This window comes from Vibrio nereis NBRC 15637 (genome assembly GCF_001591105.1).
GTDB classification, from domain to species: Bacteria; Pseudomonadota; Gammaproteobacteria; order Enterobacterales; family Vibrionaceae; genus Vibrio; species Vibrio nereis.
Genome location: NZ_BCUD01000001.1, coordinates 269,620 through 293,530, shown reverse-complemented (window position 1 = coordinate 293,530; position 23,911 = coordinate 269,620). Strand labels below are relative to the sequence as shown.

Annotated in this window: 19 protein-coding genes and 1 pseudogene; 12 read left to right on the top strand and 8 right to left on the bottom strand. The window is 45.0% G+C overall.

The features are described from left to right. Positions 1-4 precede the first annotated feature (4 nt). From VNE01S_RS01330 to VNE01S_RS01300, 7 genes and pseudogenes are all read left to right on the top strand, one after another. Positions 5-1,006, top strand: a complete 1,002-nt coding sequence (locus VNE01S_RS01330; RefSeq protein ID WP_053395648.1) for a lipid A deacylase LpxR family protein — start codon at positions 5-7, stop codon at positions 1,004-1,006. 92 nt (positions 1,007-1,098) lie between these two features. After that, a complete protein-coding gene (pflA, locus tag VNE01S_RS01325) occupies positions 1,099-1,839 on the top strand; it encodes a pyruvate formate lyase 1-activating protein (protein WP_053395649.1) in 741 nt (246 codons plus the stop codon). 68 nt (positions 1,840-1,907) lie between these two features. Further along, positions 1,908-2,573: an energy-coupling factor ABC transporter permease gene (locus VNE01S_RS01320; RefSeq protein WP_053395650.1), complete on the top strand. Its 666-nt coding sequence runs from the start codon at positions 1,908-1,910 to the stop codon at positions 2,571-2,573. A 124-nt stretch (positions 2,574-2,697) separates the two neighbouring features. Then, positions 2,698-3,198: a YfbU family protein gene (locus tag VNE01S_RS01315; RefSeq protein ID WP_053395651.1), complete on the top strand. Its 501-nt coding sequence runs from the start codon at positions 2,698-2,700 to the stop codon at positions 3,196-3,198. A gap of 345 nt (positions 3,199-3,543) precedes the next feature. Next, positions 3,544-5,478 carry a PrkA family serine protein kinase gene (locus tag VNE01S_RS01310; RefSeq protein ID WP_053395652.1) on the top strand — a complete coding sequence of 645 codons (1,935 nt, stop codon included), beginning with the start codon at positions 3,544-3,546 and terminating at the stop codon, positions 5,476-5,478. A 151-nt stretch (positions 5,479-5,629) separates the two neighbouring features. Then, positions 5,630-6,905: pseudogene (locus VNE01S_RS01305) on the top strand (YeaH/YhbH family protein). Positions 6,906-6,915: 10 nt separating this feature from the next. After that, positions 6,916-8,454 carry a SpoVR family protein gene (locus VNE01S_RS01300; protein ID WP_053395654.1) on the top strand — a complete coding sequence of 513 codons (1,539 nt, stop codon included), beginning with the start codon at positions 6,916-6,918 and terminating at the stop codon, positions 8,452-8,454. Between the two features lie 90 nt (positions 8,455-8,544). On the opposite strand, the gene kdsB is transcribed toward VNE01S_RS01300, so the two are convergent. From kdsB to VNE01S_RS01275, 5 genes are read right to left on the bottom strand one after another with little or no spacing between them, the layout of a single operon-like run. Then, positions 8,545-9,297: a 3-deoxy-manno-octulosonate cytidylyltransferase gene (kdsB, locus tag VNE01S_RS01295; protein WP_053395655.1), complete on the bottom strand. Its 753-nt coding sequence runs from the start codon at positions 9,295-9,297 to the stop codon at positions 8,545-8,547. Further along, positions 9,297-9,476 (bottom strand): Trm112 family protein, encoded by a 180-nt coding sequence (locus VNE01S_RS01290; RefSeq protein WP_053395656.1) that lies wholly within the window; start codon positions 9,474-9,476, stop codon positions 9,297-9,299. The genes kdsB and VNE01S_RS01290 overlap by 1 nt, the downstream gene beginning before the upstream one ends. Then, positions 9,457-10,464 (bottom strand): tetraacyldisaccharide 4'-kinase, encoded by a 1,008-nt coding sequence (gene lpxK / locus VNE01S_RS01285; RefSeq protein WP_053395657.1) that lies wholly within the window; start codon positions 10,462-10,464, stop codon positions 9,457-9,459. The genes VNE01S_RS01290 and lpxK overlap by 20 nt, the downstream gene beginning before the upstream one ends. 3 nt (positions 10,465-10,467) lie before the next feature. Continuing rightward, positions 10,468-12,216 carry a lipid A ABC transporter ATP-binding protein/permease MsbA gene (gene msbA, locus VNE01S_RS01280; RefSeq protein WP_053395658.1) on the bottom strand — a complete coding sequence of 583 codons (1,749 nt, stop codon included), beginning with the start codon at positions 12,214-12,216 and terminating at the stop codon, positions 10,468-10,470. Positions 12,217-12,247: 31 nt separating this feature from the next. Then, positions 12,248-14,413, bottom strand: coding sequence for a DNA internalization-related competence protein ComEC/Rec2 (locus tag VNE01S_RS01275; RefSeq protein WP_373278522.1), 2,166 nt, complete (start codon positions 14,411-14,413; stop codon positions 12,248-12,250). Positions 14,414-14,496: 83 nt separating this feature from the next. Here VNE01S_RS01275 and VNE01S_RS01270 point away from each other — a divergent pair, with 83 nt between their 5' ends. Further along, positions 14,497-15,027 carry a DUF2062 domain-containing protein gene (locus VNE01S_RS01270; protein ID WP_053395659.1) on the top strand — a complete coding sequence of 177 codons (531 nt, stop codon included), beginning with the start codon at positions 14,497-14,499 and terminating at the stop codon, positions 15,025-15,027. Positions 15,028-15,137: 110 nt separating this feature from the next. On the opposite strand, the gene lolE is transcribed toward VNE01S_RS01270, so the two are convergent. From lolE to lolC, 3 genes are read right to left on the bottom strand one after another with little or no spacing between them, the layout of a single operon-like run. Further along, a complete protein-coding gene (gene lolE, locus VNE01S_RS01265; RefSeq protein WP_053395660.1) occupies positions 15,138-16,382 on the bottom strand; it encodes a lipoprotein-releasing ABC transporter permease subunit LolE in 1,245 nt (414 codons plus the stop codon). Between the two features lies 1 nt (position 16,383). Beyond that, positions 16,384-17,070 (bottom strand): lipoprotein-releasing ABC transporter ATP-binding protein LolD, encoded by a 687-nt coding sequence (gene lolD / locus VNE01S_RS01260; protein WP_053395661.1) that lies wholly within the window; start codon positions 17,068-17,070, stop codon positions 16,384-16,386. Further along, positions 17,063-18,271 (bottom strand): lipoprotein-releasing ABC transporter permease subunit LolC, encoded by a 1,209-nt coding sequence (gene lolC, locus VNE01S_RS01255; protein ID WP_053395662.1) that lies wholly within the window; start codon positions 18,269-18,271, stop codon positions 17,063-17,065. The genes lolD and lolC overlap by 8 nt, the downstream gene beginning before the upstream one ends. A 164-nt stretch (positions 18,272-18,435) precedes the next feature. Here lolC and VNE01S_RS01250 point away from each other — a divergent pair, with 164 nt between their 5' ends. The 4 genes from VNE01S_RS01250 to VNE01S_RS01235 all read left to right on the top strand — a co-directional run bounded on the left by VNE01S_RS01250 (position 18,436) and on the right by VNE01S_RS01235 (position 23,908). Then, a complete protein-coding gene (locus VNE01S_RS01250) occupies positions 18,436-19,002 on the top strand; it encodes a hypothetical protein (RefSeq protein ID WP_053395663.1) in 567 nt (188 codons plus the stop codon). 11 nt (positions 19,003-19,013) lie between these two features. Continuing rightward, entirely contained in the window at positions 19,014-22,475 is a 3,462-nt protein-coding gene (mfd, locus tag VNE01S_RS01245) for a transcription-repair coupling factor (RefSeq protein ID WP_053395796.1), read from the top strand. A 54-nt stretch (positions 22,476-22,529) separates the two neighbouring features. Beyond that, positions 22,530-23,288, top strand: coding sequence for a peptidoglycan binding protein CsiV (locus VNE01S_RS01240; RefSeq protein WP_053395664.1), 759 nt, complete (start codon positions 22,530-22,532; stop codon positions 23,286-23,288). Positions 23,289-23,368: 80 nt separating this feature from the next. Next, positions 23,369-23,908: a GNAT family N-acetyltransferase gene (locus VNE01S_RS01235; RefSeq protein WP_053395665.1), complete on the top strand. Its 540-nt coding sequence runs from the start codon at positions 23,369-23,371 to the stop codon at positions 23,906-23,908. Positions 23,909-23,911: the final 3 nt, after the last annotated feature.

Genomic DNA, 23,911 nt, shown 5'->3' with positions numbered 1-23,911 from the left:
TTGAATGAAAACTAAATTAGCTTTGCTGTTGGTTTTACCCTTAATTCCTCTTACCAGCCACGCATCCGATCGCTCAACATTATCTTTTACCTTTGATAATGATGGCCTGTATGGCGTGGATCAAGATTACACTAACGGCTTGTTTCTTTCTTATGCAACTGGCAGGTTTCAACCAGATGGCTTACTCAAGGCGCTAAGCTTATCTGCGTGGCACGATACTTCACTCGATAAATTAGAGTTCACTCTCGGGCATAAAATATACACCCCATCCGAACTTAAAGCGGACTACCCTTTAGTGAACGACCGCCCATACTCTGGGTATCTACATTCTGAGTTAAACTTCATCAGCTTAACCCCTGAACATGCACATCGTTTCAACTTGACGATAGGAACAACGGGAGAGCACTCGTTAGCAGATGACGCCCAAGATTTCGTTCATGGCATCACAAATTCTAAACAACCCAATGGTTGGCAATACCAAATAGAAGACTCCATCGTTGGTAGTATTGGTTATCTATCTCATTTTCGCCTTGGCCGCATGCAGTCGTTTTCTAATACTGAATGGGACATTTCAAACGTTTCAGAAGTCAATGCAGGCAACTTTCGTTCTGACATAGCAACAGGGTTTATGCTCCGCTGGGGCTCAAGGTTAGATGGAAATTTAGGGGCAGCCAATATAGATAGCGAAGCGCCATTTCGCCCAGGGATGATTGGCAACTCTAGTTCCGGGTGGTTTCTTTTTACTGGCTTTGAAGGTCGTTATCGATTTAATGACGTCACTATCGATGGATACAGACCTGGAATTTTTGAAAACTCAGAAGTTCACGAACCAAGCCGTTACGACGTCAGCATTGATAACGTACAAGCGACTGGCGTCGCAGGTATTGCACTGTATGATAAACAGTTTGGTATAGCACTAAGTACGACGATCAAAACACCCGATTTCAAAAACTCACCCCGGGAGGTATACAGAACAGGCAGCCTTTCTCTATATACTTTCTTTTAGCTAAAACAATCTCCCTGATTAGTCGTGTATGACTATTTTAACCACACTATTTGTAATAAAATAACGGAAAACCCTTTCTGAGAGAACTACTCATGGCAACAACTGGTCGTATCCATTCTTTCGAATCTTGTGGAACAGTCGATGGCCCTGGAATTCGCTTTATTGTCTTTTTGCAAGGCTGTCTGATGCGTTGTATGTATTGTCATAATCGCGATACCTGGGACACGCACGGCGGGAAAGAAGTGACAGTAGAAGAAATTATCAAAGAAGCCAAAAGCTATCGTCATTTTATGAACGCGTCTGGTGGTGGTGTCACCTGCTCTGGAGGTGAGGCTATGCTTCAACCTGAGTTTGTGCGTGATTTTTTCCGAGCAGCGCATGAGGAAGGTATCCATACGTGTTTAGATACCAACGGTTACATCCGAAAACACACTGAGGTTATTGATGAAGTGCTCGATGCAACCGACTTGGTAATGCTTGATATCAAGCACATGAAAGATGAAGTTCACCATGATTTCATCGGCGTATCAAATCGTCGTACATTAGACTTTGCAAGATACCTACAAAAAATCGGCCAAAAGACATGGATTCGCTATGTTGTTGTACCAGGCTATACCGACGATGAAGAGGCCGCACATATGTTGGGTGAATTCATCAAAGATATGGACAACGTAGAAAAAATAGAATTACTGCCGTACCACAAGCTAGGCGCACACAAGTGGGAAGCACTTGGTCTCGACTACCCTTTAGAAGGTGTTAACCCACCGACAAAAGAAACTATGGATAAAGTCGTTTCAATCCTTGAGCAGTATCACTCAAATGTAAAATACTAATATCATCTGATTTCCTTGTCAGACAAAATACTAGCCTCTTCAGGCTAGTATTTTTTTGCGGGGTTATTGTGCTACTCAACGAATTGTTCGCTTTGGTTATTGTTTTATGCTCACTCGGATTTATCTGGCGTGATGTCAAACAGGTATTTTTCCCAAAAATGCACGCTGAGCGAACGTTTCAGCACCTTACTTTTGCCGTCATTTTTGCATTAACTGTATTGTGGTCCGCCCAAGCAGGTATAAAAGAAGGGCTCTCTATTCACTTTCTTGCTTTGACCACACTCACGCTTATGTACGGGTGGAGAAGCGCTTACGCCATTTCGATTGTCGTCTCTGTGATTCTTGGCGTAATCGGTACCATCGAACTTTCCCAGGTCCCTGAATACCTGATTTTCTCATGCTTACTTCCGATTGGTGTAAGTTATCTTATTTTCCTCTTAAGTTACCGATTCTTACCGCGCAATATTTTTGTCTTCATTTTTGTCGCAGGTTTCTTTAACGGAGCCGTTACGGGCAGTTTCCACCTTATTACTAACTCGCTCTATCACGTCGTCTTGGGTAACTACGATTGGACAACCATAGTCGATAACTACTTGGTTTTTGTCCCTCTACTCGCTTTTCCTGAAGGGTTACTTAACGGTATGTCTTTAGCCATGTTTTCCGTCTTCAAACCAGAGTGGCTACGCGTGTTCTCAGATAGGGATTACATTTACAATCACTACCATAAGAAATGATGCAATTTCTGCGATTTCTTAGCACTTTTCATATTAAATATGTGTTGAGATCATGTTTCAGTAACGCAGCAAAAGATAACCTAAGCACATTAAAAATGTATTAGATTATTTTAGTGAGGCCACTATGGAAATGACCAACGCTCAACGCCTGATCCTATCTAACCAATACTACCTAATGTCTCAGATGGATCCGGAAAACGCTGCGAAATACAAACGCCAACAGTTGATAGTCGAGCGCGGCTACGAGCTCCAAATGAGTGAATTGGATAAAGACTTCGGGCACTTAAGTGAAGAACAATGCCGCCAAATCATCGATATCATGGAGATGTACCATGCGATGCAAGAGTCTAACAACTTGCTAGAAGACTCTGAGCGTAAAGACGTCGACCAAAGACGCTTAAACTTCCTTGGTTTTGATATCGCGACAGAATCGCAACTTGTAAACTACGTACGATTCCTAACTGAATCAGAAGGGCTATACCCTCAATTTGATAAAGCAGACCACCATTTCAATGCGCAAATGCCAATGCTAGATAAATACCAACGAATGCTAGCAGTTTGGCGTAACTGCCCACGTCAATACCACTTGTGCTCAAATGAATTAAGACAAATCCTAAGCGCATAACTGCCATAGCTGTAGGCTGTCTTTAAGGCGGCCTACTTTCTTTGCCTCATTCCTAATCACTCTCCCAACCCAGCCTTAAATACCGTTATTTACCAGTTAAAATCACTTCGATTTGGCTCATATCCTGACATTATCAGTGCCTCATCTTCGGTAAATTGATGCAGTAATACTTTATCCATAACCGTCTTATTTACTTCTTTATAACATTCGACTTCACATCACAAATTGCAAATAAACACATATTTTTTAAGCAGAATTCTAAAAACCAACTAGTCTTAAATAAGAAAGGATTAGCTTTCTATGCGGGTTGATTGTCGTTAAGACAAGTTCAGAGGGGAATTCATTATGAGTATTTTCGACCACTACCAAGCACGCTATGAAGCAGCCAAGGATGAAGAGTTGTCTTTACAAGAATTCTTGGCGCTGTGTAAAGATGATAAGAGCGCATATGCAAATGCTGCCGAGCGTCTGTTGATGGCTATTGGAGAGCCAGAGATTATTGATACTGCGCAAGATCCACGCTTGAGTCGTATTTTCTCGAATCGCGTTATTTCAAGATACGAAACGTTCAAAGATTTTTATGGCATGGAAGAAGCTATTGAACAAATCGTGTCTTACCTAAAACACTCTGCTCAAGGGTTAGAAGAACGTAAACAAATTTTGTACTTACTCGGCCCTGTGGGTGGTGGTAAGTCTTCCCTGGCAGAGAAACTGAAAGCCTTGATGCAACAAGTACCTATTTATGTACTTTCTGCCAACGGTGTACGTAGCCCTGTCAATGACCATCCATTCTGTCTATTTGATACAAGTGAGGATGGTGAACTTCTTAAACGTGAGTATGGTATCGATTCTCGCTACTTACGCTCCATCATGTCGCCATGGGCAGCCAAAAGACTTCATGAATTTGGTGGCGATATTACTAAGTTCAAGGTTGTAAAAGTACGTCCTTCCATTCTTGACCAGATTGCGGTTGCGAAAACCGAACCCGGTGATGAAAACAACCAAGATATTTCATCACTCGTTGGTAAAGTCGATATTCGTCAACTAGAGCATTACTCTCAAGATGACCCTGACGCCTATAGCTACTCAGGTGCATTGTGCCGCGCAAACCAAGGTTTGATGGAATTCGTGGAGATGTTTAAAGCACCGATCAAAGTGCTGCACCCACTGTTAACCGCGACACAAGAAGGTAACTACAACGGTACCGAAGGGTTATCAGCGCTGCCATTCGACGGCATGATCCTCGCCCACTCCAACGAATCCGAGTGGCAAACATTCCGTAACAACAAAAACAACGAAGCATTCCTTGACCGGGTTTACATCGTTAAAGTGCCTTACTGCTTGCGTATTTCCGAAGAAGTTAAGATTTATCAAAAACTTCTTGATCATTCAGAACTATCGAAAGCCCCTTGCTCACCAAGCACGCTAGAGTTGCTTTCACAGTTCAGTATTCTGTCTCGACTTAAAGAGCCGGAAAACTCGTCCATTTTTTCAAAAATGCGCGTGTATGATGGTGAAACATTAAAAGACACCGATCCGAAAGCAAAAAGCTACCAAGAATACCGTGACTTTGCTGGTGTAGACGAAGGGATGTCAGGGTTGTCCACTCGTTTCGCCTTCAAAATCTTGTCGCGTGTATTTAACTTTGACCAAACCGAAGTGGCGGCAAACCCAGTTCATCTCTTCTATGTGATCGAACAACAAATTGAGCGCGAACAGTTCCCGCAAGAAACAGCAGAAAGATATCTTGAGTTTCTTAAAGGATACCTCATCCCTCGATATGTCGAGTTCATCGGTAAAGAGATTCAAACCGCTTACTTAGAATCATACTCAGAATACGGACAAAACATCTTCGATAGATATGTCACCTATGCTGACTTCTGGATCCAAGATCAAGAATACCGCGATCCTGAAACTGGCCAGCTATTTGACCGTTCTGCACTGAATAATGAGTTGGAGAAAATAGAAAAAACAGCAGGCATCAGTAACCCTAAAGATTTCCGTAATGAAATCGTTAACTTTGTGCTTCGTGCTCGAGCCAACAACAATGGCATGAACCCAGTTTGGACAAGCTATGAGAAGCTACGCACTGTTATCGAGAAAAAAATGTTCTCCAATACGGAAGAGTTGCTACCGGTTATCTCTTTTAACGCCAAAACCTCTTCTGAAGATCAGAAGAAACACGACGACTTTGTCGCTCGTATGATGGAAAAAGGCTATACCGAGAAGCAAGTTCGCCTACTATCTGAGTGGTATCTACGCGTACGTAAATCATCATAATTATAGGTAGTGGCAGCTTAACTCAGCTACTCTAAATAGAGAGTAGTGGAGAGCCCATGAAACCTCTATCAGAGCCTTGTCGCTCTGATAGAAGGTCGATTGCATGATTAAGACATGCGCCTCAGATGCATGTACGGATAAGGGGTGACTCATGGCGCAATTTATTGACCGACGACTAACTAAACGGTAAGAACAAGAGTGCGGTAAATCGCCAGCGTTTCTTACGTCGTCATAAAGAACAAATCAAAGAGTCTGTTGCAGACGCTGTTAATCGCCGATCAATCACGAATACCGAGACTGGCGAGGATGTTTCTATCCCTCACAAAGACATCAAAGAGCCAACCTTTCACCAAGGCTCCGGAGGGCTAAAAGAGCGCGTTCACCCAGGTAATGATCAGTTCATCACTGGGGATAAAATCGAACGCCCTAAAGGAGGTGGCCAAGGTGGTGGTTCAGGCGAAGGCGATGCAAGTCCTGATGGTGAAGGTCAAGACGATTTTGTATTCCAAATCTCCAAAGATGAGTACTTAGACATTCTGTTCGAAGACCTCGAATTGCCAAACCTTGAAAAAAACCAAATTAACAAAGTGACCGAATGGAAGACACACCGAGCAGGCTATCAAACCGCGGGGGTGCCAGCTAACATCGCTATTGTTAAATCACTTCAACAATCCCTTGCTCGTCGAACTGCGATGACCGCGAGCAAAAAACGCTTTTTGCATGAACTAGAAGAAGAGCTAGAACGCATCAAAAATAGCGAACCCGCTCAATTGCTCGAAGAAAAGCGCCTTCAGGCTGAAATACAAGAGTTGCGAGAAAAGATCTCTTCCGTTCCTTTCATTGATACCTTTGACTTGCGCTTTAAAAACTACGAACGTCGCCCTATTCCATCAAGCCAAGCCGTGATGTTTTGTCTAATGGACGTTTCTGGCTCAATGGACCAGGCAACAAAAGACATCGCTAAACGTTTTTACGTACTACTGTACTTGTTCTTAACGCGCACCTACGAAAATGTTGAAGTCGTTTTTATTCGCCACCACACACAAGCGAAAGAAGTCGACGAACACGAATTTTTCTACTCTCAGGAAACTGGGGGCACCATTGTCTCAAGTGCACTCAAATTGATGAACGAAATTGTCGCAGACCGCTACCCAACAGGAGAATGGAATATCTACGCGGCACAAGCATCCGATGGTGATAACTGGGCAGATGACTCCCCACGCTGTCGAGAATTGTTGACTAAGCACCTGTTACCAAACTGCCAGTATTATTCTTACATAGAGATTACACGTCGCTCTCACCAAACTCTGTGGCATGAATATGAAAAGCTCCAAGGCAGCTATGACAACTTCGCGATGAAAAACATACGCAACGTTGAGGATATTTACCCTGTATTTAGGGAGCTTTTCAAAAAGGAAACCGCGTAGGGAGGCCGCTATGACAACAAGAACAACAACGTCAACCAAGGACAAAGTATTACCTGACGGCCCTGACTGGACGTTCGAACTGCTGGAGCGCTATCACACTGAAATTAAGCGTGTAGCGGATCACTACCGACTTGATACTTATCCGAATCAGATTGAGGTTATCACCTCTGAACAGATGATGGATGCCTATTCAAGTATCGGTATGCCAATTAACTATAACCACTGGTCATTCGGTAAAAAATTCATCCAAACTGAGCAAGGCTATAAACATGGCCAGATGGGGCTTGCATACGAAATCGTGATCAATTCAGACCCGTGTATCGCCTACTTAATGGAAGAAAACACGGTGACGATGCAAGCGCTGGTTATGGCGCACGCGTGTTACGGACACAATTCCTTTTTTAAAGGCAATTACTTATTCCAAACATGGACAGATGCGAATTCTATAATCGACTATCTACTGTTTGCTAAAAAGTACATCGCTGAGTGTGAAGAAAAGTATGGCGTTAAAGAAGTGGAAGAGTTACTAGACTCCTGCCACGCTTTAATGAATTTTGGTGTCGACAGATACAAACGCCCGGAAAAAATATCCATTGCTGAGGAGAAACTGCGTCAGGAAGAACGCGAGGCTTACCTGCAATCTCAAGTCAATGATCTGTGGCGCACAGTTCCAAAATCGAAGGTGCTAGAAGAAGAATCGAAACAACGCTTCCCTTCTGAGCCACAAGAAAACATTCTCTATTTCATTGAAAAACACGCACCGCTTTTGGAGTCATGGCAGCGAGAAATTGTCAGAATTGTCCGCAAGATCAGCCAGTATTTTTACCCGCAAAAACAAACGCAGGTTATGAATGAGGGCTGGGCAACATTCTGGCACTACACCATACTTAACCACCTGTATGATGAAGGTTTAGTCACGGAAAGATTCATCCTTGAATTTCTTCATAGTCATACCAGTGTGGTGGCGCAACCCGCCTATAACAGCCCTTACTTTAGCGGCATCAACCCTTACGCTCTTGGCTTTGCAATGTTTAGAGACATTCGCCGAATCTGTGAAGAACCAACAGACGAAGACCGCGAATGGTTCCCTGAACTTGCAGGTACCGATTGGTTAGACGCCGTACACTTTGCCATGCATAACTTCAAAGATGAAAGTTTTATCAGCCAATACTTATCACCAAAGCTGATCCGAGACTTTAAACTGTTTGCCATTACAGACGATGATAGGAAAAACTACATCGAAGTGAGCGCGATTCACGATGAATCTGGGTATAAAGCCATCCGAGAGAAGTTAGCCGCTCAGTACAATCTGAGTAATTTAGAACCTAACATTCAAGTGTTTAATGTTGATGTTAGAGGTGACCGCTCGATGACCCTGCAATACGTGCCTCACGACCGTATTCCTCTTGATGAGAGCTACGAAGAGGTACTTAAGCACCTTTATAGATTGTGGGGGTTCAGCGTCGTCCTAGAGGAAGTCAAAGACACCGGGAGAAGAGAAATATTGGCAACCTGTCCCAAAAGAAATGAATACGACGGAAAAATCTAACCCATAAATATAGAGTTAACTTATAGACAAAAAGGCCCAATCGGGCCTTTTTATTATCGCTTTGCTACAAATAGCTTCGCTGGGCGGATATCATTTCGATGCGACGATCTTTCGAACCACTTCCAGGTCTTCTGGAGTGTCGACACCCGCGGCAGGCGCTTCTTTCGCCACTTCAACATGGATTTTTTCACCGTACCAAAGCACTCTCAGTTGCTCCAGACACTCAATTTTTTCCAGTGCGGTTGGCTCCCAGTTGATGTAAGTGTTAATGAAACCAGCTCGATAAGCGTAAATGCCGATGTGTCTCATCAATGGATGAACCACTTTTTGTGCGCCGTTGGAAAAGTTATCTCTATCCCATGGGATAGTCGCGCGACTAAAATACATCGCATAACCGTCTTTATCAGTCAGCACCTTGACCGCATTTGGGTTGAAAACTTCGGCTTCATCGGTAATTTCTACCGCCAAGGTTGCCATTGGAGCCTGACTATTCGCCAAATTACCCGCCACTTGAGAAATAATGGAAGGTGGTACTAGTGGCTCATCACCTTGTACATTGACGATAATGTGGTCATCTGGGATACCCATAACATCAACCACTTCAGCCAAACGCTCAGTACCCGATTCGTGATTCGGTGATGTCATACACACTTCACCACCAAAAGCACGCACAGCGGTTTCTACTCGCGCGTCATCAGTAGCAATGATTACTTTTTCTGCACCAGCTTGAATCGCTTGTTCGTAAACCCACTGAATCATTGGCTTACCACCGATATCCGCAAGCGGTTTACCCGGAAGGCGAGTCGATTGATAACGCGCTGGTATTACGACGGTAAATGACATTATCGCCCCTCATCCATGCTCATTTGACGAGCTTCAGGCTCTAGCAAAACAGGAATACCCTCTTTGATTGGATACGCTAAGCGATCAAACTTGCAGATCAGCTCTTGCTTATCTTTATCAAAAGTTAGCTTACCTTTACACACTGGGCATGCGACAATTTCAAGCAGACGGTGATCCATATTTTTCCTTAACCTCTTTTATTTTATTCAAAATACGCTGCTCATCTTCTGAAGAAAAACTGGCTGTTACTGGTAAATACCACCAGTTTTCCTGAGCGTAATCCGCGCATTTTACTGCATCTTTTTCTGTCATAATTAGGTGCTTGCCGCGCTGTGCTAACGCTTCTAATTCTGACTGTTCGAAATCTTTGTGATCGGCAAAACCTTGAGTAACACTTGGCTTTGCTCCGAGTTTCTCTAAAGTATCAAAAAACCTAGGGGGGTGCCCTATTCCCGCCATTGCCACTAACCCATCGAGTTGACTTACTGGCATTTTTTGACGGTTTTTCAAGTTCACCGCTAAACTCGGGCTCAAAGCCATGCCTATTTCATTAGGCTGAGCCTTTCCACCGTTGGTGATAATAAAGTCCACCTCAGATAGGCGCTCTGTTGTTTCTCTCAGTGGCCCTAGCGGGATAAGTGATTCGTTACCAAAACGTCTTGCGCCATCTACAACCACAATTTCCACGTCACGTTCAAGTGCATAGTGCTGTAAGCCGTCGTCAGTAATAATGACATCAACACCAAGTGGTAATAACGCTTTTACAGCATCACTTCTTACTGGAGAAACAGCAACAGGCGCAGAAGTCCGCTTGTGAATGAGTTTGGGTTCATCCCCGCAATGTTTGGTGGAGGTTTCTCTAGCAACGATTAACGGATAATGTGGCGCTTTAGCTCCGTAGCCTCGCGATACAACCCCTGGGTTAAAGCCTAACTGTTGCAGGTGCTCTACCAACCAGATAACCACTGGCGTTTTACCGTTCCCACCAGCCGTAATATTACCAACCACAACCACAGGAACAGGCGCACGATAGCTTGCTTTTTTACCCTTACGGTACTGCTCACGTCTTGAACGACTAATCACGCCAAACACTAAACTTAGTGGCCACAGCAAGGGCCACAGTAAGTATTTTATGGGGTGGTTCTCAAACCAAATTCGTTCAATCACGTGTTACTGACCAAATTGAATACGGTGAAGCTGCGCATACGCACCATTTTGCTCAATAAGCGTTTGGTGGTTACCGCGTTCAACAATCTCGCCCTCATCAACGACCAAGATTTCATCTGCGTTTTCGATCGTAGATAAACGGTGAGCAATAACCAGAACGGTTTTATCTTTTTGTAATTCATCTAGTGCAGACTGAATCGCGCGCTCGGATTCAGTATCCAGTGCTGAGGTTGCCTCATCAAGGATCAATACTGGCGCATCTCGCAACAAGGCACGAGCGATAGCGATACGCTGACGCTGACCACCCGACAAATTAGCACCATTTTCACCAATAACCGTATCAAGCCCCTTTTCCATAGGTTCAATAAAGTCCATGGCGTATGCTAGTTTTGCCGCTTTTTCGATTTGCTCGCGACTGTATTTTTCTGTCGCAGCGTAAGCGATATTGTTCGCAATTGTGTCATTGAAAAGATGAACATTTTGCGAAACCAGCGCAAAGTGGGTTCGTAGGTTACTCAACTTGTAATCTCGAATGTCGTGTCCATCTAGCAAGATACTACCCGAATCAACATCATAGAAACGCGTAAACAAGTTGGCGATGGTACTCTTACCAGAACCTGAACGGCCAACCAAAGCGACTGTTTTCCCACTTGGAATGTTAAAACTCACGTCTTTGAGCGCTGGCTTCTCTTTTCCTGCATAAGTAAACGTAACGTCTTTTACTTCGACATCACCGTGCACTCGTTCCGCGTCGTATTTACCGTCGTCTTTCTCTGTTTCCAGATCCATAAGAGCAAACAACGTTTGGCTTGCAGCCATACCACGCTGGAACTCATCGGTAACGTTGGTGAGTGCTTTTAGAGGTCGCATAAGGCCAAACATTGCGGTAAACACAACAGTGAATGTACCAGGAGTTAAATCGGTGCGAATTTCTTCAACACTTGCCAAAAACAGGACAACCACTAACGCGATAGAAGCAATCAGCTGAATGACTGGGTTTGCAATCGCCTTGGCCGCAACCAACTTCATTGATTGTTGACGCATGTGATTACTTACTTCATCAAAGCGTTGGCTCTCAATATCTTGACCACCGTAGCTCAGTACCACTTTATGGCCTTTTAGCATTTGCTCTGCTGATGAAGTCACTATTCCCATGGTATCTTGCATGTTTTTAGATATTTTACGGAAACGTTTAGAAACGATGCCAATCGCCCATGCAACAAGCGGAGCTACCACAAACAGTACTAGGGAAAGCTGCCAGCTATTCCAAAACATCAAGATCAGTAAGCCAATAATACTTGCGCCTTCACGCACGATGCTGACTAGAGCACGGCTCGTTGCACCTGCAACTTGTTCCGAATCATAAGTGATGCGAGATAAAAGCCCGCCAGTCGATTCCTTATCGAAGAAAGCAACTGGCATATGCATAAACTGCTTAAAGAGCCGTCTACGCATAAGCATAACCACATTCCCTGAGACCCAACTCAAGCAATAAGATGAAACAAAGCCACTAAGGCCGCGAACCACCATCATTCCCATAATGATGATAGGTAAAATTCTGAAGAAGTTAGACTCTGCACTGCCAAAACCTTCGTCTAAAAGAGGTTTAAGTAAGGAGAGCATGTATGTGTCTGCGGCAGCATTAATAATGAGTGCAACAACAGCAACTGCCAAGCCTGCTTTATAAAGGCGAATATAAACCCAAAGGCGCTTAAAAGTATGCCACGTGGTTTCGTCGTTATTGAGAGACATAAAACTGCTTATTTTTATTACAATAATCTGCCTATTCTACTCCCTTACGCAGCATCTGCCTATACCAAGCACGTCCTTTGCTTTGCCTGAGTGACTTAACCTCATAGTGATTCGAATAAAACTCAACCGAAACTTGGCCAGAAGTGCCCGTATCTCTCCATTGCGCTTGCCTTGCTATATAGCGTTCAACGACTGACTGGTTTGGCAATGCCCATCGCCCTACCTTAGCTGTTGAAGCAATCGCATACTCGGGAGAAACCGCATCAATAAATTGGGGCCGTGAGGACGTCTTACTACCATGGTGAGGTACCAAAAGAATATCGGCGTTTAAACTCTTTTTGTCACGCAGTAGAAGCCATTCGGCTATTGCATCTACATCACCTGGCAAAAGGACAGAATAAGGTGAATCCAGGCGACTTAACTTAATAACACAAGATTGCGGATTATAGGCTCGAGGTACAACTTTAGGTGGCCAAAGTACCTCTAATTGCATACTCCCCCAGTCCAGAGTCCTGCCTTTCACACACTGCTCATTGCCATAACCCCCCTGACTAGAGAGAAATACTTTTGGCTTCAATGCACTGTTTATAGTCTTCCAACCACCAGCGTGATCGTTATCGAAGTGGCTGACGATGAGGATGTCTAATGACTCTACTCCTCTCAATTTTAGGTATGGGATAATCACCTGTTGCGCGAACCCCGACCCTTGCCACGACGCCCCCGTATCGTAGACCAGTGCACGGTTATCTTGAATAGCCACAACGGCTAACCCATGACCGACATCCAGTACTATCAACTCCCAGAGCGGCTTAGACCGCCAGTCAGATAATACAATAGCGGCAAGTGCCACAACTAACAGCAACGCCAAGCGGTTGAGCCAAAGCGCACTTGCCAGTAATAACACTAAAACAAGCATTACATTGATCTGAAAAGCGGAGAGTTGTATCCATGAAACATCAGCAAACGAGATAAGAAAAACGACAGGCTCAAGAGCCAAATCCACCCCCTGCCAAAGCATGTCAAGTTCCGCAAATACAAGCGAAAGCAGCAAACATACAAAGCTCATGGGGATAACTATAAAACTGAACCAAGGTACAAAGAGTAGGTTGTATAGCATCGCACTTAAGCTGACGCCCTTGAAAAGCATGGCGACGATGGGAGACATAATGACAACAATGAAACATTGGATTTCTATCGCAGATCGGAGCCCGCTTAAGGAACGACTCTTCAAACTGAGATAAATAAAAATAATGCCAACCGCTCCCATTGACATCCATAACCCCATATCAAGTGTAGAAAAAGGGTTGAGCAGTACTAATATTGCTAGTATCACTAACCACTTGAACAATAAAGGAAGGTAGCGAGCGCCAAACTGGAGAGCACAAAACAAAATGCACATCATTAGCGCCCTGCGTGTTGGGATAGAAAACCCAGCCAACCACGCGTACGTCAGAGCGAAAGAGACAGCGATAACAACTGGCGCGTAGTAAAAACACGGGCTCAACCGAAGCAACACGCGACCAAGCCCCCAACCCACACCAAACACAATACCGATGTGAAGACCGGAAATGGCAATGAGGTGGCTCAAGCCTGCGCTTTGTAAGTCTGACCAAACTGTGTTTGAAATGCTATGCCGAACTCCAAACAACAGTGCCTCAATCAACCCTTTGTGCTTGAACGATGCGATTTTCTCTGACACTTGCTCGTATAGGTGCTGCCGCCACGAACCCGAGCTTATAACGTAAAAGCTTGAAGAGCTGCGAATGGTGGCCTTTGCAACGACACCTTTCGCCAGAGCGTACCTTTCCGCATCGAACCCGACTTCATTCATGAAACCAGCAATAGGTTTAATAGCGACCTGGCTTGTCACCTGATCACCAATACCCAGTCGGACTGGAGAGACTAACCATACAATTGGTTGCTCAAACCTGCTTAATCTCCGTCCATTAATTGATCTAACTACAACTCTGCCCTGAAAGCCGTGACTTATTTGCTTAAAAAAGCTGTCAACCTCCGCATTTATGATAATATCCGGTTCTGCTTTGAACAGCTCGTTGGTTTGGTGAACAAGTATATTTCCGTGTACTAATATCACTGCACACGCAACACAAGAGCCTATAAACACTCTTAAAATACTTAGTTTAGTTGCAAGAAACAGAACACCAAAACAAGGAACTAGCCAAATCCAATCTGGCATAGCAGGCCACATGGGTGCGGTAAAAACAACAATTAAGAACGAAGCAAGCGTCCAGTAATTTAAATAGAGAGTCATCGTTCCCTATGCCAAGAAAGTTCATAAAACGCTTTATGCCTGATCACGAAGTGATCAAACGTCAAAAGGCATTAAAGATTTTTGGCAATGTGCTATACAACCCAAACCTGTGGTGCCTTAATCGTCGCTCTGCGGCAGGTGCCTTTGCAGTTGGTCTGTTTATGGCGTTTGTACCTTTACCAAGCCAAATGATTATGTCAGCAGGTTTAGCCATTCTATGCGGGGTGAATCTCCCGCTTTCAGTGGCGCTCGTTTGGGTGAGTAACCCAATCACCATGCCTGTGTTGTTTTATTTTGCGTATAAAATCGGCGCATGGGCCATGCATGTCCCTCCCCAACCTTTCCACTTCGAGCTTTCATGGGACTTTATCCTTGAACAGATGAGTACCATTGGCCCTCCATTTCTACTGGGTTGCATGATATGCGGTATTGCTTCTGCTATGTTTGGTTACTTTGGAATAAAAGCGCTGTGGCGATACTCTGTCGTACGCAGTTGGCAAAAACGTCAAATCAGATTAGGCGGGTTACTGAACAAGTAAAGTTCAGTGGTCATTGAATTGAGCCTGCTAGACACAAATCAGCAAACTCAATGAAAGAAAAGTATTAAAAAAGGACCCTTATCGCGGGTCCTTTTTCGTTTAGCCATCAACTACTTTGAGCTGAGCACGCTCGCCGGATTGAGTTTGCTCGCTCGTGAGGCTGGGTACCATGTCGCAAGAAGGCTCAAGATAATGGCTGTAGACGATACAAGCACAACATCAGACCAATTCACTTGTGAAGGCAAGAAATCGACAAAATAGATATCGCCGGATAAAAACTTGTGGCCGACTAAGCTTTCGAGCCCTTTGATAAGCTCCGTTAAGTTAAAGGCGATCAAGACACCCACAACGCTTCCGACAACGCTACCTAATACACCAGAGAACACGCCTTGCCATATGAAGATGCGTTTCACTAAGCCATCTGTTGCGCCCATAGTCCGGAGGATTGCGATCTCTGATGCACGATCTTTCACCGCCATCATTAACGTTGAAACAATGTTGAAGCTCGCAACGCCAATCACCAAAACCATCACGAGATACATAATGGTGCGTACAAGCTGGATATCTCGGTATAAAAAACCATATTTCTGCTGCCAGCTACGCAAATACACGTAAACATTGAGCGTATTACCCGCTTCGCGGACAATCTGAGTCGCGTTTAACACGTCACTCACCTTCAACGCAACACCGGTCACGCCATCGCCAAGCTTCGCGTACTGCTGCGCATCCTGAAGCGGTACAAGCGCCAAACTGTGGTCAATTTGTCCATTCAAGGTCAGAAGTCCTGCGACCTTTACTCTGACACGCTTAGGTGCCTGAACTTTTGTCGCATTTCCCGTACTCGGGATCATTAACGTTAGATAATCGCCAACATCCACACCGAGCAATTTTGCGATGCCTTGACCCAAGATCACCTGTTTGCTGCCTGGTGCGAATTGTTGCCAAACCTCAGCCTCAATATATTGACTTAAATTAGACACCTGCTGTTCTTGGCTAGGATCTACCCCCCGGACCTCTATCGCCTTTAATTGCCGTCCTTTCTCAGCTAAAGCGGTTAGCTTTACATAAGGAGCGGCGGCTTCAACATCAGGGTGCATCTTGGCTTGTTCAATCACCGATTGCCATTCTTCAATGGGGCCTCTTACACCTTCAAATTCACCATGTGAAACAACCGAAAGCACGCGATCTTTTAATTCACGTTCGAAACCATTCATTGCAGACAAGCCAATGATGATCACGGCAACCCCTACTGTGATACCAATCGTTGACGAAAGAGAAATAAACGAAACCATCTTGTTGCGTTGTTTAGCTCGGCTAAAACGACCGCCAATAAACAGAGAAAGAGAAGAAAACAAATTACGCCTCCTCAACATTCAGTAGCAGTCCATCCTGCATATGAAGCTGTCTGTCCATCTTGGCCGCTAATTCTCCATCATGAGTCACCACTAAAAACGCCGTCCCTGATTCGCTATTCAGTTCACGCATTAAATCGTAAATCGACAGCGCGGTTTTGTGATCCAAATTACCAGTTGGTTCATCCGCTAACACCAATGAAGGGTTATTCACTAGTGCACGAGCAATAGCGACTCGCTGTCTCTCACCACCAGATAACTCAGAGGGTCTATGGTCAATTCGATGGCTTAACCCAACTTTATCCAGCAAGGCTTTCGCTTTTTCTTTTGCCTCACTCGTTTTTTGCCCACCGATAAGCAGTGGCATTGCAACGTTTTCTAATGCGCTAAAGTCCGATAGTAGATGGTGAAACTGATATACAAACCCCAAATGCTGATTACGTAACTTGGCTTGTTTGTTTGAGCTGAGTTTAGAAAGATCTTGTTCTAAAAAGGAAACATGACCTTCGGTCGCATCATCAAGCGCACCCAGAATGTGTAACAAGGTACTTTTACCCGAGCCTGACGATCCGATGATAGACGCCAACTCACCTTTTTTCAGCTCAAAGCTAACGCCCTTCAAAACCTGTGTATCAAGACTCCCTTCGCGGTAGGTTTTACAAATATTATGACACTCTAGAAGGTTACTCATATCTCAATGCCTCAGCAGGTTTTACAGAAGATGCACGGTAAGATGGGAACAGTGTGGCAACTAAGCTTAGTGCAATCGCCAATACGACTACCACAACGATTTGGACAGGGTTAATTAAAACAGGTAACGAACCACCGACAGAAAACAGTGCAATGCCAGCACTTTGTAATAATGCGTTCAAGTTATTCGCCAGCAGCACACCCAGTACGCCACCGATTAACGCCCCTAACACACCACTGCTGGCGCCTTGAACCATAAAGATGGCGAGCACTTGTCTGTCTGACATGCCTTGGGTTTTTAAAATCGCGACTTCAGCTTGTTTTTCCATCACAACCATAATCAGTGCAGAAATAATGTTGAAAGCTGCAACACCAATAATTAGCCCAAGCATCAAGCCCATCATGTTCTTTTCCATTCTCACTGCTTGGAAAAGTTCGCCTCTTTGGTCACGCCAATCTTGCCATTTCCAGCCTTCAGGTAATGGTTGTGTGCTGAGTTCTGAGACGACAAAAGGGTCTTCGAAGAATAGACGCCACCCTGTCATTGAATCACTTTTCATTCGCAGTAAGCGCGCGGCATCATCGATATGCGTTAGCATTAGTTGGCCATCGACATCTGAGCCCGTATTGTAAATGCCTGCCACGGTAAACATTCGTTGGCTAGGGATACGACCAATCGGTGTAAACTGGCTGGCACTGGTCACCATTAGGCGCACTTTTTCACCAACATTGACCCCCATAGAACGTGCTAAAGTATGACCAAGAAATAGCTGATACTTACCCGCTTCTAGAGAAGAAAGACGACCCGCGATCAAGTACTGACCAATAGGATCATTAGCACTGGGTTCAATACCCATCATCAATCCAGCGCTTAACTGCGCAGAGCTTTGAATGACAGCCTCACTTTGTACAATCGGTTCCGGTGATGAAGCCGTCGAAAGTTGCTGGATAAACGAAGGTGCCTCTTCAGTACGTGGCGTTTTGCCATCATGCTGAGAAACAATAGCTTGGGGTAACACACCAAGAATGCGCCCTTTTAACTGGGCTTCAAAACCATTCATGACGGAAAGGACTGTCACCAAAGACATCACGCCAATCGTGATCCCAGCGGTAGACATATAGGAAACAAATCGACTGAATTTATCACCGGAGCGACCACGTAAATAGCGCAAACCGATAAAAGCCGAGACCGGATGAAACATAAAATAAACCAATAACGTTTGATAGTCGCTAATGTACCTATTTATGGCGGTGGGGTGTAGCCCTTAATTGCTAATTGCACGTCAAAATGTGTGATAAACAATGACATACCTTGATTAGTTGCGTCTTATAGCGATAATCATAGGATTAGAAAAGGAAGTTCCGAATGCCTGATCAAGAATACTTTACCGTCCATCATAAAATGACTGTCAATGTCGAGCCGCTTCTACCCGAAGAGCCTATCCCGTCTTTTGATCAGTTTATTAGCGAAATCCCTGCTCCTTTTCTTGTTGCAAGTGAATTCAGCAATCTGGATTTACTGAATGACAACGCAAGAAACGAACTTAAAAACAATGACTTCAAACACGTCATTGCGCTATTGGATACTCAAAACGCCAAATTAAACTTATTGCTCACCTTTATGCTTGAGCAGCAAAACGCAGAAGAGTATCGTCACTATACGAATTCTTTTGGTGCAAGCCAGTTCAGCTACACAGCTTCGTCACCACTTCAACTGGAAGACAAAGTACGCGTTAGGCTATTTTTGGACCACCCTGCCGCTGCCATTTATAGCTACGGCCATGTGGTTCAGTGTGAACCTCAAGATGAGCAATTTTTAATTACCATCAAATACGATCTGTTACGTGATTTAGACGAAGATCTACTGATTAAAGCTGCCCTTTACCAGCAGCAGAAAATACTGCGTCAACGTACTCTGAATCGAGATAAATGAAACCTATTTCTATGTCTGATAAGAACCTTTTTCGCCTCTCTAATCCTAGCGGTTCCGGTGACAAAAAACACATTGGCAACCTAACAGGGGCAAGCTTGGCGATCGCAATTGCAGAGCTTGCTCAGCAACACAATAACCATACTCTGCTCGCGGTACCTGATCCACAAACCGCCCTTAAGCTGTTACAAGAAATTGAACAGTTTACCGATCAAGAGGTTGCTTTGTTCCCAGATTGGGAAACCCTGCCGTACGATAACTTTTCTCCACATCAAGAGATCATTTCTGACCGCATAGCAAGGCTTTACCAACTTCCTAGCCTAACTGATGGCATTACCATTGTGCCGGTTAGCACCTTGCTACAGCGCCAATCACCGCGTGAGTTTTTAATGCAACATACGCTGATGGTCAAAGTCGGTGATCGCTATTCGTTGGATAAACTGAGAATCCAGTTGGAAAAGTCAGGCTACCGTCACGCCGATCAAGTATTTGGTCCAGGTGAGTACGCCAGTCGCGGTTCAATCTTAGACCTCTTCCCTATGGGGTCGAGCGACCCGTTTCGCATTGATTTCTTTGACGATGAAATCGACACCATTCGCACTTTCGACCCTGAAAATCAGCGTTCTATTGAAGATGTCGAAGAAATAAGACTGCTGCCAGCGCACGAGTTCCCGACCACAGAGTCTGCGATTGAAGACTTCCGTATTCGTTGGCGTCAACGTTTCGAAGCAAGACGTGAGCCTGAGTCGGTTTACATGCAAGTCTCTAAAGGCACATGGCCAGCTGGGATTGAATACTGGCAACCACTCTTCTTTGACGAAACAGAAACCTTATTCGACTATATCTCGGATGGCACTCAACTGCTCAGTGTAGGTGACATTGAAGCTGCGATTGATACCTTCTTACAAGATGTCGACTATCGCTATGATCAGCGTAAAGTCGATCCACTGCGACCACTGCTGCCACCGGAAGAATTATGGTTACGCAAAGATGAACTGTTTAGCCACTTCAAAACACTGCCACAAGCTCAGTTATCCGTAGAGCCGATTGTTGAAAAGGCCGGCCGCACCAACCCGGATGTTCAGCCACTGCCTGAACTAGCAGTTCAACACCAAAACAAAGAGCCAATGGCTGCGCTAAGGCAGTTTAGTGAAATCTATACGGGTAAAATCGTTTTTTCTGTTGAATCAGAAGGCCGACGCGAAGCTCTGTTGGAATTACTCCAGCCGATAAAACTTCGCCCTGTATCCCACAACAGCTTCACTGACGCACTCAATAGCACGGACAAGTTCAGCTTAATTTTAGGCGCCGCCGAACATGGTTTCCTATTCGGCAGCGAACACGTCGCCTTGATCTGTGAAAGTGACTTACTGGGCGATCGAGTTATTCAGCGCCGCAGAAAAGACCGAAAAACCACCAACAGTGATGCGGTTATTCGCAACCTAGCGGAGCTAAAGCCTGGCCAACCTGTTGTGCATATTGACCACGGTATTGGACGCTACATCGGCTTACAGACCTTAGAAGCCGGTGGCATGACGACCGAATACGTCACGCTAGAGTACCAAAACGAAGCGAAGCTTTACGTTCCTGTTGCCTCTTTGAACCTGATTAGCCGCTATTCTGGTGGAGCAGAAGAAGGTGCACCACTGCATAAGCTTGGCGGAGAAGCATGGGCGAAAGCGAGACGAAAAGCGGCCGAGAAAGTTCGTGATGTGGCGGCTGAACTGCTTGATGTTTACGCTAAACGGGAACTGAAGCCTGGCTACAAATTTGCACTCGACAGAGGCCAATACGCCACCTTTAAAGCAGGCTTCCCATTCGAAGAAACCGACGACCAGTCAACCGCCATTAACGCCGTCATGTCAGACATGTGCCAGGCAAAAGCGATGGATCGCCTAGTCTGTGGTGATGTGGGTTTTGGTAAAACAGAAGTGGCAATGCGCGCCGCCTTCTTGGCCACAGACAACGCGAAACAAGTGGCAGTTTTGGTACCAACAACACTGTTGGCACAGCAGCATTTTGAGAACTTCCGTGATCGTTTTGCTAACTTACCCATCCGCGTCGAAGTACTGTCGCGATTCAAAACCGCCAAAGAGCAAAAACAAGTTCTACAAGATATCGAAGAGGGAAAAGTCGACATCATTGTAGGTACGCACAAACTGCTTTCTAACGACATTAAGTTTCAAGACCTAGGCTTGTTGATTGTCGATGAGGAACACCGTTTTGGCGTTCGTCAGAAAGAAAAGATGAAAGCAATGCGCGCCGACGTCGATATTCTGACTTTAACCGCGACGCCTATCCCTCGTACACTCAACATGGCGATGAGTGGCATGAGAGATCTATCTATTATTGCTACACCACCAGCACGACGTTTAGCGATCAAGACGTTTGTTCGTCAGCATGAAGATGCCGTGGTACGTGAAGCCGTTCTGCGTGAAATTATGCGCGGTGGCCAGGTGTACTTCCTACACAACCAAGTCGAAACTATTGATAAAGTGGCGGCTGACCTTGAAAAACTGATCCCAGAGGCTCGAATTACTGTCGCGCACGGACAAATGCGAGAGCGCGAACTTGAGCGAATCATGAATGATTTCTACCACCAGCGATTTAATTTACTGGTGTGTACCACCATCATTGAAACAGGTATCGATGTTCCTACAGCAAATACCATCATCATGGACAGAGCGGACAACCTTGGCCTTGCGCAGTTGCATCAACTACGTGGTCGTGTGGGTCGCTCGCATCACCAAGCCTACGCATACCTACTCACGCCACACCCAAAAGCAATGACCAAAGATGCGATTAAGCGCTTGGATGCTATTGCCTCACTTGAAGACCTAGGAGCTGGTTTCACGCTGGCCACCCATGACCTTGAAATTCGTGGCGCTGGTGAATTACTGGGCGACGAACAAAGCGGCCAGATTCAATCCGTCGGTTTCACGCTTTATATGGAAATGTTAGAACAAGCCGTCGAAGCTCTGAAAGAAGGCAAGGAACCGTCTTTGGATGAACTGCTTAGAGATCAAACAGAAGTTGAGATGCGCCTTCCTGCATTGTTACCGGAAGACTATATTCCGGATATTAACACTCGCCTTTCGATGTACAAGCAAATAGCCAGTGTTAGCGATAAACAAGAGCTGGATGATCTTAAAGTCGAATTGATTGACCGCTTTGGCTTACTGCCCGATGCAACGAAAAACTTACTCTCCGTCTCTGAGCTAAAACTCCAAGCGGCTAAGCTGAAAGCCCGTAAGATAGAAGCTCACGATAAGGGTGGATTCATCGAGTTCTCCCCGGATGCAGAGATAAACCCGATGTATTTGGTTAAACTATTGCAGTCTCAACCACAAAAATTCGCAATGGATGGCCCAACTAAGTTCAAGTTTGCGGTACCATTAGTCGATAGACGTAAGAGAATTCAATTTGTTGGTGACATTTTGAATGATTTTCAACAGAACCTTTTACCTAAAGCCTGATCTTATCAGGCTGAATAATTTTCCAAGGTGAAACTACCTGATTATGGAGTTGTAATGAAAAAGCTGATCCCACTATTACTCTTTTTTGTCGCCCTACCTTCATGGGGACGACAATTTGACGTAGAAGTGATCGTTTTTAAACGCACAGTAAACCCAGAGCAAACGGCTGAGTCATGGCCAAACTCGCTACCTGAAATCAATCTTGAAAATGCGGGTAGCTTTTCTGACGCCAATTACCGTTCTCAAAAAGGGGTAAGAATCCTCCCTTATTCTTCTTACAGGCTCAAGGGCAGCGCTGCAAAGCTCAAACAGCACGCTGGTTTTGAAGTGCTTATGCATACGGCTTGGAGACAAGGCGATCGCGGACGATTATCTGCGCCAATCTTCCATATCCAGTCAGGTAAAGACTTCTCGTCCAAATTTAACCAAGACGGCACCTTAAAAGGGTCCGTTCAAGGCACAGAAGTAATTGAAGGTGTAACGGAAGAAACCATCCCAACGGCTTTGTACGAACTTGATGGCAAGATTCAGGTGTATGTTGACCACTATTTGTATGCCGATGTCCAGATGGATCTCAAACAGCCAAGCGTACGTGAGTCAGTACTGCAAGTCCCACTAAAATTTGAGGGTAAGGCTACTGAGGGAGATGCTGTTCAGTCTGGCTTCATGGAACAGGTTGCGCCGACCATTCAGAAGCAAGAGTTTTTGAAAAGCTACCGTTTTGATCAAAAACGCCGTATGAAGAGTAGTGAAACCCACTATTTTGACCATCCTTTGATGGGGATGATTATCCAAGTAAGAAGAGCTTGGTAATCGCCGCTATAATTAGGCGGAGTTAAGAACAACAATAATAAAGCAGCTCATCGAGCTGCTTTTCTTTCACAGGAAGAGTAATGAGCCCGGAATATTGCATTATCACTCCCAGACTTGCGCTCAAGCTAATACCTAATGAAGATGCAAACAAATTAAGAGACTGCGTATCTCACTCCCCTAGCCTACACCGCTGGATAGATTGGTGCGAGCCTGACTTCACACTCCAGCAAGCCGAACGGTTTTTGCTCTCTACACGCCTAAATTGGGTCAAATCAGAAGCCTACGGGTTTGGGGTCTATCGCCGATACAACGAAGAACTGATTGGTATGGTCGCGATTAATGAGATTTACCATACCTTCAACATGGTGAGTGTTGGCTATTGGATACGAGACAGTGAACAGCATAATGGTTACGCCAAGGAAGCCGTTGATGGCTTGGTGAACTTTTGCTTCGAGCAGTTAAAAATCACACGAGTAGAAATTGTGTGTGACCCAGATAACAAACCTAGTCAAAGACTGGCAGAACAATGCGGGGCGGTGTTTGAAGCAACAGCCCGAAACCGATTTATCTACAAGGGTCAGCCTAGAACGGGCTTAGTGTATTCCGTCGTTCCTGAGTAGAAA

Coding starts and splice junctions, on each gene's coding strand:
- VNE01S_RS01290 (WP_053395656.1), bottom strand. CDS start 9,476: ATGGATCACCGTCTGCTTGAAATTGTCGCATGCCCAGTGTGTAAAGGT.
- lolC (WP_053395662.1), bottom strand. CDS start 18,271: ATGTTTCATCCGGTCTCGGCTTTTATCGGTTTGCGCTATTTACGTGGT.
- VNE01S_RS01310 (WP_053395652.1), top strand. CDS start 3,544: ATGAGTATTTTCGACCACTACCAAGCACGCTATGAAGCAGCCAAGGAT.
- VNE01S_RS01300 (WP_053395654.1), top strand. CDS start 6,916: ATGACAACAAGAACAACAACGTCAACCAAGGACAAAGTATTACCTGAC.
- VNE01S_RS01315 (WP_053395651.1), top strand. CDS start 2,698: ATGGAAATGACCAACGCTCAACGCCTGATCCTATCTAACCAATACTAC.
- mfd (WP_053395796.1), top strand. CDS start 19,014: ATGTCTGATAAGAACCTTTTTCGCCTCTCTAATCCTAGCGGTTCCGGT.
- VNE01S_RS01270 (WP_053395659.1), top strand. CDS start 14,497: ATGCCAAGAAAGTTCATAAAACGCTTTATGCCTGATCACGAAGTGATC.
- VNE01S_RS01275 (WP_373278522.1), bottom strand. CDS start 14,413: ATGCCAGATTGGATTTGGCTAGTTCCTTGTTTTGGTGTTCTGTTTCTT.
- VNE01S_RS01240 (WP_053395664.1), top strand. CDS start 22,530: ATGAAAAAGCTGATCCCACTATTACTCTTTTTTGTCGCCCTACCTTCA.
- VNE01S_RS01235 (WP_053395665.1), top strand. CDS start 23,369: ATGAGCCCGGAATATTGCATTATCACTCCCAGACTTGCGCTCAAGCTA.
- pflA (WP_053395649.1), top strand. CDS start 1,099: ATGGCAACAACTGGTCGTATCCATTCTTTCGAATCTTGTGGAACAGTC.
- VNE01S_RS01250 (WP_053395663.1), top strand. CDS start 18,436: ATGCCTGATCAAGAATACTTTACCGTCCATCATAAAATGACTGTCAAT.
- msbA (WP_053395658.1), bottom strand. CDS start 12,216: ATGTCTCTCAATAACGACGAAACCACGTGGCATACTTTTAAGCGCCTT.
- lolD (WP_053395661.1), bottom strand. CDS start 17,070: ATGAGTAACCTTCTAGAGTGTCATAATATTTGTAAAACCTACCGCGAA.
- VNE01S_RS01330 (WP_053395648.1), top strand. CDS start 5: ATGAAAACTAAATTAGCTTTGCTGTTGGTTTTACCCTTAATTCCTCTT.
- kdsB (WP_053395655.1), bottom strand. CDS start 9,297: ATGTCATTTACCGTCGTAATACCAGCGCGTTATCAATCGACTCGCCTT.